The organism is Kitasatospora sp. NPDC050463, from assembly GCF_040655255.1.
Classification (GTDB): Bacteria; Actinomycetota; Actinomycetes; order Streptomycetales; family Streptomycetaceae; genus Kitasatospora.
Window position 1 is genome coordinate 1 of record NZ_JBFAJO010000061.1, and the last position, 13,932, is coordinate 13,932.

A 13,932-nucleotide genomic window follows, 5' to 3' on the forward strand; every position below is an offset into this window, starting at 1 on the left:
CCGGACACCGGTACGTCCTCCCAGGTCCCGATCCGATCGGGCGGGCGCCGCTTCGTGGGCGCGGTGCGGCGCCTGGGGTCAGCGCTCCTCGCGGAAGTCGACGTGCCGGCGCGCGGCCGGGTCGTACTTGCGCAGCACCAGCCGGTCCGCGTCGGTGCGGCGGTTCTTGCGGGTCACGTACGTGAAGCCCGTCCCGGCCGTGGACCTCAGCTTGACGACGGGGCGCAGTTCGCTGCGAGCCATGGGTCCTCCTCATGGAAAGGGCGGCCCGGCGGGGCCGGCCCGGTGCCAGGCCGAAGCCGTGCACCGAAATGGAAGTCGTTTTCGTGTCATCCCAACGCGGTCGCCGTCCGGCCCATTCCCGGGACGCCACGGATCCGGCCGCAGGCCGTCGGCCGTGCGCGACCGCGCACGCGCCGGGGCTCGCGATGCGCCACCGGCTCCGATCGCCCGCTCGGCGGCGCGCCCGCCCGGCCCCAGCCCGCCGGGCGCCCGGTCGGATCCGCTCGGCGGGCGGATCGTGGAGCGGCTCCGTAGGCTCGACGCATGTCTGATGCGTACGCGGGCCGGCGGGAGCGTCTGAGGGAGCACTGCAGTGCGACCGGGGCCGATGCGGCGCTGATCACCCGGGCGGCGAACGTGCGGTACCTGACCGGGTGCCCGCCGTGCGGCGCGACGTTGCTGCTCACCCGGGAGCGGGTGCTGCTGGCGCTGCCGGACGACCTGCCGCCGGACGACACCGGTGAGCACCTGATCGCCGACGACGTCACCCGGGTACCGGTGGCGGCGGGGGCGGACACCGCGCTGGCGGCCGCCGCGGCCGCGGCCCGGTCGGGGGTGGCCGACCTGGCGGTGGAGGAGCACGACCTGACCGTCACCCGGCACCGGGCGGTGGCGGGTCTGGCGGAGGGTGTCCGGCTGACCGACCTCAGCCGGGCGGTCGAACGGCTGCGGGTGGTCAAGGACGAGCACGAGATCGCCGACCTGCGGATCGCGGCCGAGATCGCCGACCAGGCGCTCGGCGAACTGCTGGAGTCGATCCTGGTCGGCCGGACCGAGCGGCACCTGGCGATGGAGCTGGAGCGCCGGATGATCGACCACGGTGCGGACCGGGCGGCCTTCCCGGTCTCGGTCGGGACCGGCAGCCACTCCGGCCAGCAGTCCCACCAGCCCACCGACCGGCGGGTGGAGGAGGGGGACTTCCTCACCGTCGTCCTCGGCGCCCAGTACCGCGGGTACGGCGTGTCCACCGCCCGGACCTTCGTGATCGGCGCGGCCCCCGCGCCCTGGCAGGTCGAGCTGCACCGGCTGGTGTTCCGGGCGCAGCGGGCCGGGCGGGAGGCCCTCGGCCCGGGCGTCGAGCAGTACGTGCCCGACCAGGCCGCGCGGGAGATCCTCCACGCGGCCGGGCACACCGAGAGCTCGCCGCACCCCGTCGGGCACGGCATCGGGCTGGAGATCCGGGAGGCCCCGCGCCTCGGGCCGTCGGACATGGGTAAACTGGACAGCCGCGTGCCGGTCACCGTCGGCCCAGGGGTTCACCTCCCGGGCAGGGGCGGTGTCCGGATCGAGGACACGCTCGTGGTGCGCCCCCTCGAAGAGGGCGGGCCCGAGCTGCTCACCATCACCACCAAGGAGCTCCTCGCCCTGTGACCCGCGGCTGCCCGGAGGCGGCCGCAGGCGGCAGGACGCACCCCTTGGTTCCTTGACAGCTATATCCAGGAGTAAGTGCGCCCGTGGCTTCCACGAACGATCTCAAGAACGGCATGGTTCTCAAGCTGGAGGGCGGCAAGCTCTGGTCCGTCGTCGAGTTCCAGCACGTCAAGCCCGGCAAGGGCCCGGCCTTCGTGCGCACCAAGCTCAAGGAGGTCCTGACGGGCAAGGTCGTCGACAAGACCTTCAACGCCGGCACCAAGGTCGAGACCGCCAACGTCGACAAGCGCGGCATGCAGTTCTCGTACAAGGACGGCGAGAACTTCGTGTTCATGGACACGGACACGTACGACCAGACCACGATCGAGCCCGCCGTCGTCGGCGACGCCGCGAAGTACCTGCTGGAGGGCTTCGAGGCCCTGGTCGCCATGTACGAGGGCGCCCCGCTGTACATCGAGCTCCCGGCCTCGGTCGAGCTGACCATCTCCCACACGGAGCCGGGCGTCCAGGGCGACCGCTCCACCGGTGGCTCCAAGCCGGCCACCCTGGAGACCGGCGCCGAGATCGCCGTCCCGCTGTTCATCGTGACCGGTGAGAAGATCAAGGTCGACACCCGCGACGGCAGCTACCTCGGCCGGGTGAAGTAAGTCCGTGTCGGCCGCACGCAGCAAGGCCCGTACGCGAGCCTTCCAGATCCTCTTCGAGGCCGACCACCGCGGGGTCGACCCGCAGCGGGTCCTCGCCGACTGGGTGGCCCGCGCCCGGGAGCCCAAGCCGGACGAGGGCACCCCTCAGGTCGGCGAGTACACCATGGAGCTGATCGAGGGGTACGTCCAGCACGCCCGCCGGATCGACGACCTCATCTCCCAGTACGCGGTGGGCTGGACGCTCGACCGGATGCCGATCGTGGACCGCAACGTCCTGCGGCTCGGTGCGTACGAGCTGATCTGGGAGGACGGCGTCCCGGACGCGGTCGTCCTGGACGAGGCCGTCGAGATCGCCAAGGAGTTCTCCACGGACGACTCCCCGGCCTTCGTCAACGGCCTGCTCGCCCGCTTCCTGGAGCTCAAGCCGAGCATCCGCCGGTAGCAGCACTCCGACGTACGGCCGCCGGATCCCGTCAGGGGTCCGGCGGCCGTCGTGCGTTCGGGCCCGGGGCGGTATGTTGGGGGCCTACTCGCCAGTAACCTGGTGCGCCGGTGACCCCGCTCGCCGGCGACCCCGCAGCGAAGGGCAGGCCACCCCCCATGACCACGGCGATCCGCAGCGAGTTCGACCAGGGCATCGCGCTCACCCGGCACCCGGCCGAGCCGGGCCGCTACGACGGCGACCTGGGCGCCGGCTGGCAGATCGGCGGCGGCGTCAACGGCGGGCTGCTGCTCGCCATGGCGGGCCACGCCCTCTCCCTGGAGCACGGCGAGCACGCCGACCCGGTCTCGATCAGCGGTTACTACCTCTCCGCCTCCCACCCCGGCCCGGCCACCGTCCGCACCGAGGTGCTCCGCACCGGCCGTTCGCTCTCCACCGGCACCGCCTCGCTCAGCCAGGACGGCGTGGAGCGGCTGCGGGTGGTCGCCACCCACGGCGACCTCGCCGACGCCGACGCCGGCGGCGACGTGCGCACCACCGCGCAGCCGCCGCAGCTGCCGCCGCCGGACCAGTGCATCGGCGTCGAGCACGCCCCCAAGGAACTGATCGCGCAGGCCGCCCTGCTGGAGCGGTTCGACCTGCGGCTCGACCCGGCCACCATCGGCTGGGCGCTCGGGCAGCCCTCCGGCCACGGCCGGATCCAGGGCTGGTTCCGGCTCGCCGACGGTCGCGAGCCCGACCCGCTGCTGCTTCTGCTGGTCGCCGACGCGCTGCCGCCGGTCACCTTCGATCTCGGCATGCCCGGCTGGGCCCCGACCGTCGAGCTGACCGTCCACCTGCGGGCGAAGCCGGTGCCGGGCTGGCTGCGCGTCACCCACGCCACCCGCAACGTCGCCGGCGGCTACTTCGAGGAGGACGCCGAGGTCTGGGACGAGTCCGGCCGCCTCGTCGCGCAGTCCCGCCAGCTCGCCCGGGTCCCGCGCCCGGTGTGACCGACGCGCCCGGTGTGACCGACGCGCCCGGTGTGACCGACGCGCCCTGACGGGACCTGCCCGTCAGGGCGCGGTCTGGCGCTGCGGCGGCGCGACACGCCCGCCTCACGGTCGGTTACATTCCTGTGACACGCCGTACGTGTGCGACACGCGGGGCTGGGGAGGACAACGGTCGACGGCACCCCCGCCGCCGACCGCCACCGCCCCAGGAGCCTCCGATGAGCCGCAACGGCCGCGCCCGCCGCACCCCCGACTGCACCGCCGCCGGCCCCCGCCCGCGCACGCGGTCGCGGCACGAGCGGCGCCGGGCGGACAGCGCCGACCAGGCCTTCGTCATCGGTGTCCTGACCAGCGCCGCCGACTTCGAGCGTGCCGGAGCCTGGCGCCTCTCCGACGCGCCGGACTTCGAGAGCTACCTGCGGGACACCGCCGAGCTGCTCGACGAGGCCCGGCGCGGCTTCGACACCGTCCGGGTCCGGATGTTCCACCCGCAGGACTTCGAGGAGTTCTGCCTGCTGCACGGCCTCGACCCGGCCGAGCCGGGCGCCCGCGACCGCTACCTGGTCAACCCGCCGCTGCAGACCCAGCTCCTCGCCTACCAGGGCGAGGAGCTGATCGGGGACTTCGTGCCCCGGCTGGTCCGGGCCCGGGATAACGGGCTGACGCTGCGCCACGCGGACCTGCTGCTGGACGGCGGGCTCTACGAGGAGCACGGCCGCGCGGTGCGGGAGACCTACCAGCGCGGCGCCGAGGTGTTCCGGCGGATGCTGGTCGGCGCCGGCAGCGGGGTGTACGAGCTGCGCCTCGCGGTGGACGCCCCGGGCGGCCGGCTGACGGCCACCGCCCGGGTGCTCCAGTGGGAGGACGGCGTGGTGCGGGTCAACGACGAGGACCTGGAGCTGATCTGCGCGGTGCTCTGCGCGGGCCTGGCCCGGGAGCTGCCGGCCCTGGCGGTGCTGCACGGCACGCGGGGTTCGGCGGTGGCCGGCGCCGGCGGGCCCCGCGACGGCGCCGCCGACCAGTGCTTCCACCGGGCGGCGTGGGCCTGGGCCAGCGGCGGGCGGGACTGGGCGCCGACTGCGGCGCCGGTGCGGCTGGACGGCGTGGCGGCGGAGCCCGGCTACAGCCTGGGCACGGTCCGCTGAACCGCCCGGGAATCCCTCGGCCCGGCGCCCGCGGCGCCACGCGCGACGGCGCGGCCCCCGGACCGGGGGTCGCGCCGTGACGTTTCTGCTGGGCCCTGCCTGTTCCTGCTGAGGGAGCCGGTGCGGGCGAGCCTCAGCTCGCCTCCTCCTCGCGCACCGCACGGCGCGCGTCGGGGTTGAGGACACCCCAGGAGATCAGCTGCTCGGTCAGGATCGACGGCGACTGGTCGTAGATCACGGCCAGGGTGCGCAGGTCGTCCTGGCGGATCGAGAGCACCTTGCCGTTGTAGTCACCGCGCTGGCTCTGGATGGTCGCCGCGTAGCGCTGCAGCGGCCCGGCCTTCTCGGAGGGGACCTGGGTCAGTCTCTCCAGGTCCAGGACGAGGCGCGGCGGCGGCTCGGCCGCACCACCGGGCGTGCCGCCGGGCAGCAGCTCCTGCACCGGGACGCCGTAGAACTCCGCCAGCTCGGCCAGCCGCTGCACGGTGACCGCACGGTCACCGCGCTCGTACGAACCGACGACGACTGCCTTCCAGCGCCCCTGGGACTTCTCCTCGACACCGTGCAGGGAGAGCCCCTGCTGAGTGCGGATCGCTCGGAGTTTGCCTCCGAGTTGCTTCGCGTAGTCGCTGGACATTGATCTCCCCGGACGAGATTGCTTCGCGTTCAGTGGTGGGTCACGGGCGATTGTCGCCGCCGTTACCGGTGGGTTCGACGTCAGTCTCGTAACTCACTGTGAGGTTACGTAGAGTGAGGTAGCTGCGTCAAGCCGAATGGGGCAGTCGTGCGAATGGCCCGCATCGGCGGTGCGTCGAGGACGTTAACCCGGTGAAGCGGAATTATGGACGCCGGTTTGCCCTCGGCCACGCTGGTACGATGACCGGAGCCCGCGCCGCGTCGGCGGGGGCGTTCCAGGCATCCTTTAAGGCCCGTCCAGTGAGGCGGGGAAGGAGGTCCGCTTCGGCATGACCACACATCACGAACCGACGCCGCGCCCGCCGCACCAGGTGCTGGACGGCACGGACATCGCCCGGGTGATCACCCGGATAGCGCACGAGATCGTCGAGCGCGCCAAGGGCGCGGAGGACGTCGTGCTGCTCGGCATCCACACCAGGGGTGTGCACCTCGCCCGCCGCCTGCGCGACCGGCTGGCCCAGATCACCGGCCGGGAGATCCCGTTCGGGACCCTGGACATCACCATGTACCGGGACGACCTGCGGCTGAAGCCCGCCCGCGCCCTGGAACACACCGAGATCCCCGCCGGCGGCATCGACGGCAGGCTCGTCATCCTCGTCGACGACGTGCTCTTCTCGGGCCGCACCATCCGCGCCGCGCTCGACGCGCTCAGCGACATCGGCCGCCCGCGCGCCGTCCAGCTCGCCGTCCTGGTCGACCGCGGCCACCGCGAGCTGCCGATCCGCGCCGACTACGTGGGCAAGAACCTGCCCACCTCGCTGCGCGAGGCCGTCCAGGTCCGCCTCGCCGACAGCGACGGCGTGGACGCCGTCCTGGTCGGCGACCGCGACACCGCGGCCGCGTCGCGGCCCCCGCGCAGTGAGCGCAGCTCGCAGGCCCTGGCCTCCCGGCCGTCCGAACCGCACCTCCCGGAGTAACCCGCGTGAAGCGCCACCTCGTCTCCGCCGCCGATCTCTCCCGCGACGACGCGCTGCTGATCCTGGACACCGCCGAGGAGCTGGCCCAGCTCTCCGGCCGGGCCGTCAAGAAGCTGCCTACGCTCCGTGGTCGAACAGTCGTCAACCTCTTCTTCGAGGACTCCACCCGGACCAAGACCTCCTTCGAGGTCGCCGAGAAGCGGCTCTCCGCCGACGTCATCAACTTCTCCGCCAAGGGCTCCTCGGTCTCCAAGGGCGAGAGCCTCAAGGACACCGCGCTCACGCTGCAGGCCATGGGCGCCGACGCGGTCGTCATCCGGCACCACGCCTCCGGCGCGCCGGCCCGGCTCGCCCAGTCCGACTGGCTGCACGGCAGCGTCATCAACGCCGGTGACGGCACCCACGAGCACCCCACCCAGGCGCTGCTCGACGCCTTCACCATGCGCCGCCACCTCAACGCGGGCCTCGGCCGCGACCTCGCCGGTCGGCGGGTGACCATCGTCGGCGACGTCCTGCACAGCCGGGTGGCCCGCTCCAACGTCCACCTGCTCACCACCCTCGGCGCCCAGGTCACCTTCGTGGCCCCGCCGACGCTGCTGCCGATCGGTATCGACAACTGGCCCTGCGAGGTCAGCTACGACCTGGAGCGCGTGCTCCCCAAGACCGACGCGCTGATGATGCTCCGGGTCCAGCGCGAGCGGATGAACGCCGCCTTCTTCCCGACCGAGCGCGAGTACAGCCGCCGCTACGGCCTGGACGGCAACCGGATGGCGCAGCTGCCCGAGCACGCCATCGTGATGCACCCGGGCCCGATGGTCCGCGGCATGGAGATCACCGCCGAGGTCGCCGACTCGCCGCGCTGCACCGTGGTCGAGCAGGTCGCCAACGGCGTCTCCGTCCGGATGGCCGTCCTGTACCTGCTGCTCGGCGGCGCCACGCTCGCCGACGCCGCCCCCCGCACCGACTCCGTGGAGACCGCTCAGTGACCACCTACCTGATCCGCAACGCCCAGATCCTCGGCGGCGCCCCGCAGGACCTCCACCTCGCCGACGGCGTGGTCAAGGAGATCGGCACCGCCCTCGCGGTCGAGGCGGACATCGAGATCGACGCCACCGGCCTGATCGTCCTGCCCGGCCTGGTCGACCTGCACACCCACCTGCGCGAGCCCGGCCGCGAGGACGCCGAGACGGTGCTCACCGGCACCCAGGCCGCCGCGATGGGCGGCTTCACCGCCGTGCACGCGATGGCCAACACCTTCCCGGTGGCGGACACCGCCGGTGTGGTCGAGCAGGTCTGGCGGCTCGGCCAGGAGTCCGGCTACTGCGACGTGCGGCCGGTCGGCGCCGTCACCGTCGGCCTGGAGGGCAAGAAGCTCGCCGAGCTGGGCGCGATGCACGACTCGGCCGCCGAGGTGCGGGTCTTCTCCGACGACGGCAAGTGCGTGGACGACGCGGTGATCATGCGTCGGGCGCTGGAGTACGTGAAGGCCTTCGACGGGGTCGTCGCCCAGCACGCCCAGGAGCCGCGGCTCACCGAGGGCGCCCAGATGAACGAGGGCCAGGTCTCCGGCGAGCTCGGGCTCGGCGGCTGGCCGGCCGTCGCCGAGGAGGCGATCATCGCCCGTGACGTGCTGCTCGCCGCGCACGTCGGCTCCCGCCTGCACGTCTGCCACGTCTCGACGGCCGGCTCGGTGGAGATCATCCGTTGGGCCAAGGCCAAGGGCTGGAACGTCACGGCCGAGGTCACCCCGCACCACCTGCTGCTCACCGACGAGCTGGTCCGCTCGTACGACCCGGTGTACAAGGTGAACCCGCCGCTGCGCACCGCGGCCGACGTCCAGGCGCTGCGCAAGGCGCTCGCGGACGGCACCATCGACGCCGTGGCGACCGACCACGCGCCGCACCCGTCCGAGGACAAGGACTGCGAGTGGGCGGTGGCCGCGATGGGCATGGTCGGCCTGGAGACCGCGCTCTCCGTGGTGCAGCAGACCATGGTCGACACCGGCCTGTTGAACTGGGAGGGCGTCGCCGACCGGATGTCGCACCGCCCGGCCCGGATCGGCCGTCTCGGCGGCCACGGGCGACCCGTCTCGGTCGGTGAGCCGGCGAACCTGGTGCTGTTCGATCCCGCGTACCGTGGTGCCGTGAATCCCGACAGCTTCGCCACCCGCAGCCGCAACACCCCCTACCGCGGTCTGGACCTGCCCGGACGGGTGCACGCCACCTTCCTGCGCGGCACCGCCACCGTGCTGGCCGGCGAGCTGGTCGAGCAGGGCGGGCTCGCGTGAGCGCCTTCGCCCTGCTCGCCCAGGAGAAGGCCAAGGTCACCGACTGGCCCGCCTACATCGGCTGGGCCGTCGGCCTGCTGCTGGTCATCGGGCTGGTCTACTGGCTGATGCGCCAGGGCTGGAACTGGCGGCGCACCCTGCAGTCCGGCATCCCGCCGCTGCCCGCCGTGCCGGCTCGCGCCGGCCGGACCATCCTGGAGACCAGCGGCCGGTACCACGGCACCACCACCGCCGGGAACTGGCTGGACCGGGTCGTCGCGCACGGCCTGGGCACCCGCAGCCGCGCCGACCTGACCCTCGGCGCGGACGGCCTGCTGGTGCAGCGCCCCGGCGACGTCGACTTCTGGATCCCGGCCGAGCACCTGACCGGTGCCCGGACGGACTCCGGGATCGCCGGCAAGGTCGTGCCGTCCGGACTGCTCGTCGTCACCTGGACGCACGAGGGCACCGCGCTGGACTCCGGCTTCCGGGCCGACCACCCCGACGAGCACGCCGCCTGGGTCGAGGCGATCGCTCACCTTGCAACACGTACGCAGACGAAGACGGAAGAGGCCGCTCAATGACCGCACCTGCCCCCACCACGCAGCGCCAACGGCGGGACCGCGTCCCCGCCGTGCTCGTCCTGGAGGACGGCCGGACCTTCCGCGGCCAGGCCTACGGCGCGATCGGCGAGACCTTCGGCGAGGCCGTCTTCAACACCGGCATGTCCGGCTACCAGGAGACCCTGACCGACCCGTCGTACCACCGCCAGGTGGTCGCGATGACCGCCCCGCAGATCGGCAACACCGGCTGGAACGACGAGGACGACGAGTCCCGCCGGATCTGGGTCGCCGGCTACATCGTCCGCGACCCCGCCCGCGTCGCGTCCAACTGGCGCTCGCGCCGCTCGCTCGACGAGGAGCTCGTCAACCAGGGCGTCGTCGGCATCAGCGGCATCGACACCCGCGCCCTCACCCGCCACCTGCGCGAGCGCGGCGCGATGCGCTGCGGCATCTTCTCCGGCCCGGCGCTGGCGGACGACGCCGCCCTGCTGGCCAGGGTGCAGCAGTCGCCCGAGATGAAGGGCGCCGACCTCTGCCCCGAGGTCGCCACCACCGAGGCGTACGTGGTGCCCGCCATCGGTGAGAAGAAGTTCACCGTGGCCGCGCTGGACCTCGGCATCAAGGCGATGACCCCGCAGCGGATGGCCGAGCGCGGCATCGAGGTGCACGTGCTGCCGGCGAACTCCACGCTGGAGGACGTCTACGCCGTCAACCCGGACGGCGTCTTCTTCTCCAACGGCCCGGGCGACCCGGCCACCGCCGACCACCAGGTCGCCGTGGCGCAGGGCGTGCTGGAGCGCAGGACCCCGTTCTTCGGGATCTGCTTCGGCAACCAGATCCTCGGCCGCGCGCTGGGCTTCGGAACCTACAAGCTCAAGTACGGCCACCGCGGCATCAACCAGCCGGTGCAGGACCGCACCACCGGCAAGGTCGAGGTCACCGCGCACAATCACGGCTTCGCCGTGAACGCACCGCTGGACAAGGTGAGCGACACGCCCTTCGGCCGGGTCGAGGTCTCCCACGTCTGCCTCAACGACGACGTGGTCGAGGGCCTCCAGGCGCTGGACGTGCCCGCCTTCAGCGTGCAGTACCACCCCGAAGCGGCAGCCGGCCCGCACGACGCGGCCTACCTCTTCGACCGGTTCGTCGCGCTCATGCGGGGCGACGACAAGCACAGTGTTGAGCTCATGGAGGGCCAGCGTGCCTAAGCGCACCGACATCAAGTCCGTCCTGGTCATCGGGTCCGGCCCGATCGTGATCGGCCAGGCCGCCGAGTTCGACTACTCGGGCACGCAGGCCTGCCGGGTGCTCAAGGCCGAGGGCCTGCGGGTCATCCTGGTCAACTCCAACCCGGCCACGATCATGACCGACCCGGAGATCGCCGACGCCACCTACGTCGAGCCGATCACCCCGGAGTTCGTCGAGAAGATCATCGCCAAGGAGCGCCCCGACGCCCTGCTGCCGACCCTCGGCGGGCAGACCGCGCTCAACACGGCGATCTCGCTGGACGCCAACGGCGTGCTCGCCAAGTACAACGTCGAGCTGATCGGCGCCAAGGTCGACTCGATCCACAAGGGCGAGGACCGCGAGCTCTTCAAGGGCGTCGTCGAGGCCGTCAACGCCAAGATCGGCCACGGCGAGTCCGCTCGCTCGGTGATCTGCCACACCATGGACGAGGTGCTGGCCGGCGTCGACACGCTCGGCGGCTACCCGGTCGTGGTCCGGCCCTCCTTCACCATGGGCGGCGCCGGCTCCGGCTTCGCCCACGACGAGGACGAGCTGCGGCGCATCGCCGGCCAGGGCCTGACCCTGTCGCCGACCACCGAGGTGCTCCTGGAGGAGTCCATCCTCGGCTGGAAGGAGTACGAGCTGGAGCTGATGCGCGACAAGAACGACAACGTCGTGGTCGTCTGCTCCATCGAGAACTTCGACCCGATGGGCGTGCACACCGGTGACTCGATCACCGTCGCCCCGGCGATGACGCTGACCGACCGCGAGTACCAGATCCTGCGCGACGTCGGCATCGAGGTCATCCGCGAGGTCGGGGTCGACACCGGCGGCTGCAACATCCAGTTCGCGGTCAACCCCGAGGACGGCCGGGTCATCGTCATCGAGATGAACCCGCGCGTCTCGCGCTCCTCGGCGCTGGCCTCGAAGGCGACCGGCTTCCCGATCGCCAAGATCGCGGCGAAGCTCGCCGTGGGCTACACCCTGGACGAGATCCCCAACGACATCACCGAGCAGACGCCGGCGTCGTTCGAGCCGACCCTCGACTACGTCGTGGTGAAGGTCCCGCGGTTCGCGTTCGAGAAGTTCCCGAGCGCCGACGCGACGCTGACCACCACCATGAAGTCGGTCGGCGAGGCCATGGCCATGGGCCGCAACTTCCCCGAGGCGCTCAACAAGGCGCTCCGCTCGCTGGAGAAGAAGGGCTCCCAGTTCACCTGGGCCGGCCCCGTCGGCGACAAGGCCGCGCTGCTGGAGAAGGCCGTGGTGCCCACCGACGGCCGGATCAACACCGTCATGGAGGCCATCCGGGCCGGCGCCACCGCGGAGGAGGTGTTCGAGGCCACCAAGATCGACCCGTGGTTCGTCGACCAGCTCTTCCTGCTGGACGAGATCGCCGCCGAGCTGACCGAGGCCGGCGAGCTCACCCCCGAGCTGCTGCGCCACGCCAAGCGGCACGGCTTCTCCGACCAGCAGATCGGCGAGATCCGCGGCCTGCGGTCCGACGTGGTCCGCGAGGTCCGGCACGCGCTCGGCATCCGTCCGGTGTTCAAGACCGTCGACACCTGCGCCGCCGAGTTCGCCGCCAGGACCCCGTACTTCTACTCGTCCTACGACGAGGAGAACGAGGTCGCCCCGCGCACCAAGCCCGCGGTGATCATCCTCGGCTCGGGCCCCAACCGCATCGGCCAGGGCATCGAGTTCGACTACTCCTGCGTCCACGCCTCCTTCGCGCTGGCCGAGGCCGGGTACGAGACCGTGATGGTCAACTGCAACCCGGAGACCGTCTCCACCGACTACGACACCTCCGACCGGCTCTACTTCGAGCCGCTCACCCTGGAGGACGTGCTGGAGATCGTCCACGCCGAGCAGCAGGCCGGACCGCTGGCCGGCGTGATCGTCCAGCTCGGCGGCCAGACCCCGCTGGGCCTGGCCCAGGCGCTCAAGGACAACGGCGTGCCGATCGTCGGCACCCAGCCCGAGGCGATCGACCTCGCCGAGGAGCGCGGCGCCTTCGGCCGCGTGCTGCGCGACGCCGGCCTGCCGGCCCCCAAGCACGGCACCGCCTTCTCCTTCGAGGAGGCCAAGGCGATCGCCGACGAGATCGGCTACCCCGTGCTGGCCCGCCCGTCCTACGTGCTCGGCGGCCGCGGCATGGAGATCGTCTACGACGAGCCCTCGCTCGCGTCCTACCTGGAGCGGCACGCCGGTCTGATCTCCGAGCACCCGGTGCTGATCGACCGCTTCCTCGACGACGCGGTGGAGATCGACGTCGACGCGCTCTACGACGGCACCGAGCTCTACCTCGGCGGCGTCATGGAGCACATCGAGGAGGCCGGCATCCACTCCGGCGACTCCGCCTGCGCGCTGCCCCCGATCACCCTCGGCGGCTACGACATCAAGCGGCTGCGCGCCTCCACCGAGGCGATCGCCCGCGGAGTCGGCGTCCGCGGTCTGATCAACATCCAGTTCGCCCTCTCCGGCGACATCCTGTACGTGCTGGAGGCCAACCCGCGCGCCTCCCGCACCGTGCCGTTCACCTCCAAGGCCACGGCGGTGCCGCTGGCCAAGGCCGCCGCCCGGATCTCGCTCGGCGCCACCGTCGCCGAGCTGCGCGCCGAGGGCCTGCTCCCGGCCGAGGGCGACGGCGGCACCCTGCCCGCCGACTGCCCGATCTCCGTCAAGGAGGCCGTGATGCCGTGGAGCCGCTTCCGCGACATCTACGGCCGCGGCGTGGACACCGTGCTCGGCCCGGAGATGCGCTCCACCGGCGAGGTCATGGGCATCGACAAGGTCTTCGGCACGGCGTACGCCAAGTCGCAGGCCGGTGCCTACGGCGCGCTGCCGACCAAGGGCAAGGTCTTCGTTTCCGTCGCCAACCGCGACAAGCGCAACCTGGTCTTCCCGGCCCGCGCGCTGGTCGGCCTCGGCTTCGAGCTGCTCGCCACCGCCGGCACCGCCGAGGTGCTGCAGCGCGGCGGCATCCCCGCCACCGTGGTGCGCAAGCACAGCGAGGGCGAGGGCCCGAACGGCGAGCGGACCATCGTCCAGCTGATCCACGACGGTGAGGTCGACCTCATCATCAACACGCCGTACGGCACCGGTGGCCGCCTCGACGGCTACGAGATCCGCACCGCCGCCGTCGCGCGCGCCGTGCCCTGCCTGACCACCGTCCAGGCCATGGGCGCCGCCGTCCAGGGCATCGACGCGCTGCTGCGCGACGAGGTCGGGGTGATGTCGCTCCAGGAGCACGCCCAGCTGATCAACGCCGGCCGCACGAAGTAGCACCACCGCAGTGGGGGGCACCGAACCGCCGGGTGCCCCCCACTGCCATGCCCACCCACCTCCGGCCTCCGGCCGGGGGACGCCAAGGCCCGCCACCGC

The 13,932-nt window shown here is 72.3% G+C and carries 13 protein-coding genes; 11 read left to right on the top strand and 2 right to left on the bottom strand.

All coding sequences use genetic code 11. The features are described 5' to 3' along the window. Positions 1–78: 78 nt before the first annotated feature. Positions 79–243 carry a 50S ribosomal protein L33 gene (rpmG, locus tag AB0J08_RS30420; protein ID WP_360641067.1) on the bottom strand — a complete coding sequence of 55 codons (165 nt, stop codon included), beginning with the start codon at positions 241–243 and terminating at the stop codon, positions 79–81. Positions 244–546: 303 nt separating this feature from the next. On the opposite strand from rpmG, the gene AB0J08_RS30425 reads away from it, so the two are divergent. From AB0J08_RS30425 to AB0J08_RS30445, 5 genes are all read left to right on the top strand, one after another. Continuing rightward, positions 547–1,653 carry an aminopeptidase P family protein gene (locus AB0J08_RS30425; RefSeq protein WP_360641068.1) on the top strand — a complete coding sequence of 369 codons (1,107 nt, stop codon included), beginning with the start codon at positions 547–549 and terminating at the stop codon, positions 1,651–1,653. Positions 1,654–1,736: 83 nt separating this feature from the next. After that, on the top strand, positions 1,737–2,300 hold the full coding sequence (gene efp, locus AB0J08_RS30430; RefSeq protein ID WP_329486783.1) for an elongation factor P: 564 nt from the start codon (positions 1,737–1,739) through the stop codon (positions 2,298–2,300). Between the two features lie 4 nt (positions 2,301–2,304). Continuing rightward, positions 2,305–2,742: a transcription antitermination factor NusB gene (nusB, locus tag AB0J08_RS30435; protein WP_063346766.1), complete on the top strand. Its 438-nt coding sequence runs from the start codon at positions 2,305–2,307 to the stop codon at positions 2,740–2,742. Between the two features lie 158 nt (positions 2,743–2,900). Next, positions 2,901–3,734, top strand: coding sequence for a thioesterase family protein (locus tag AB0J08_RS30440; RefSeq protein ID WP_360641069.1), 834 nt, complete (start codon positions 2,901–2,903; stop codon positions 3,732–3,734). A 218-nt stretch (positions 3,735–3,952) separates the two neighbouring features. Continuing rightward, the gene (locus AB0J08_RS30445) at positions 3,953–4,879 is read left to right on the top strand and encodes a hypothetical protein (protein WP_360641070.1); all 927 of its coding nucleotides are present in this window, start codon (positions 3,953–3,955) and stop codon (positions 4,877–4,879) included. Between the two features lie 133 nt (positions 4,880–5,012). Here AB0J08_RS30445 and AB0J08_RS30450 read toward each other — a convergent pair whose 3' ends face one another. Beyond that, on the bottom strand, positions 5,013–5,516 hold the full coding sequence (locus tag AB0J08_RS30450) for a transcriptional regulator (RefSeq protein WP_031072501.1): 504 nt from the start codon (positions 5,514–5,516) through the stop codon (positions 5,013–5,015). 328 nt (positions 5,517–5,844) lie between these two features. Between AB0J08_RS30450 and pyrR the strand changes: the two genes are divergently transcribed. The 6 genes from pyrR to carB are packed head-to-tail and all read left to right on the top strand — an operon-like array spanning position 5,845 to position 13,833. Beyond that, positions 5,845–6,492 carry a bifunctional pyr operon transcriptional regulator/uracil phosphoribosyltransferase PyrR gene (pyrR, locus tag AB0J08_RS30455; protein ID WP_360641071.1) on the top strand — a complete coding sequence of 216 codons (648 nt, stop codon included), beginning with the start codon at positions 5,845–5,847 and terminating at the stop codon, positions 6,490–6,492. A gap of 5 nt (positions 6,493–6,497) precedes the next feature. Beyond that, the gene (locus AB0J08_RS30460) at positions 6,498–7,478 is read left to right on the top strand and encodes an aspartate carbamoyltransferase catalytic subunit (protein ID WP_360641072.1); all 981 of its coding nucleotides are present in this window, start codon (positions 6,498–6,500) and stop codon (positions 7,476–7,478) included. Continuing rightward, the gene (locus tag AB0J08_RS30465; protein ID WP_360641073.1) at positions 7,475–8,779 is read left to right on the top strand and encodes a dihydroorotase; all 1,305 of its coding nucleotides are present in this window, start codon (positions 7,475–7,477) and stop codon (positions 8,777–8,779) included. The genes AB0J08_RS30460 and AB0J08_RS30465 overlap by 4 nt, the downstream gene beginning before the upstream one ends. Continuing rightward, positions 8,776–9,342, top strand: a complete 567-nt coding sequence (locus tag AB0J08_RS30470) for a hypothetical protein (RefSeq protein WP_360641074.1) — start codon at positions 8,776–8,778, stop codon at positions 9,340–9,342. Before AB0J08_RS30465 ends, AB0J08_RS30470 begins: the two co-directional genes overlap by 4 nt. Then, positions 9,339–10,529 carry a glutamine-hydrolyzing carbamoyl-phosphate synthase small subunit gene (gene carA / locus AB0J08_RS30475; RefSeq protein ID WP_360641075.1) on the top strand — a complete coding sequence of 397 codons (1,191 nt, stop codon included), beginning with the start codon at positions 9,339–9,341 and terminating at the stop codon, positions 10,527–10,529. Before AB0J08_RS30470 ends, carA begins: the two co-directional genes overlap by 4 nt. Continuing rightward, complete coding sequence (carB, locus tag AB0J08_RS30480) at positions 10,522–13,833, top strand: carbamoyl-phosphate synthase large subunit (protein WP_360641076.1); 3,312 nt, start codon at positions 10,522–10,524, stop codon at positions 13,831–13,833. The genes carA and carB overlap by 8 nt, the downstream gene beginning before the upstream one ends. Positions 13,834–13,932: the final 99 nt, after the last annotated feature.

What these genes read in the sequence shown, in the direction of transcription:
- AB0J08_RS30425 (WP_360641068.1), top strand. Translation starts at nt 547, where the DNA reads ATGTCTGATGCGTACGCGGGCCGGCGGGAGCGTCTGAGGGAGCACTGC.
- rpmG (WP_360641067.1), bottom strand. Translation starts at nt 243, where the DNA reads ATGGCTCGCAGCGAACTGCGCCCCGTCGTCAAGCTGAGGTCCACGGCC.
- AB0J08_RS30450 (WP_031072501.1), bottom strand. Translation starts at nt 5,516, where the DNA reads ATGTCCAGCGACTACGCGAAGCAACTCGGAGGCAAACTCCGAGCGATC.
- AB0J08_RS30440 (WP_360641069.1), top strand. Translation starts at nt 2,901, where the DNA reads ATGACCACGGCGATCCGCAGCGAGTTCGACCAGGGCATCGCGCTCACC.
- carA (WP_360641075.1), top strand. Translation starts at nt 9,339, where the DNA reads ATGACCGCACCTGCCCCCACCACGCAGCGCCAACGGCGGGACCGCGTC.
- pyrR (WP_360641071.1), top strand. Translation starts at nt 5,845, where the DNA reads ATGACCACACATCACGAACCGACGCCGCGCCCGCCGCACCAGGTGCTG.
- AB0J08_RS30445 (WP_360641070.1), top strand. Translation starts at nt 3,953, where the DNA reads ATGAGCCGCAACGGCCGCGCCCGCCGCACCCCCGACTGCACCGCCGCC.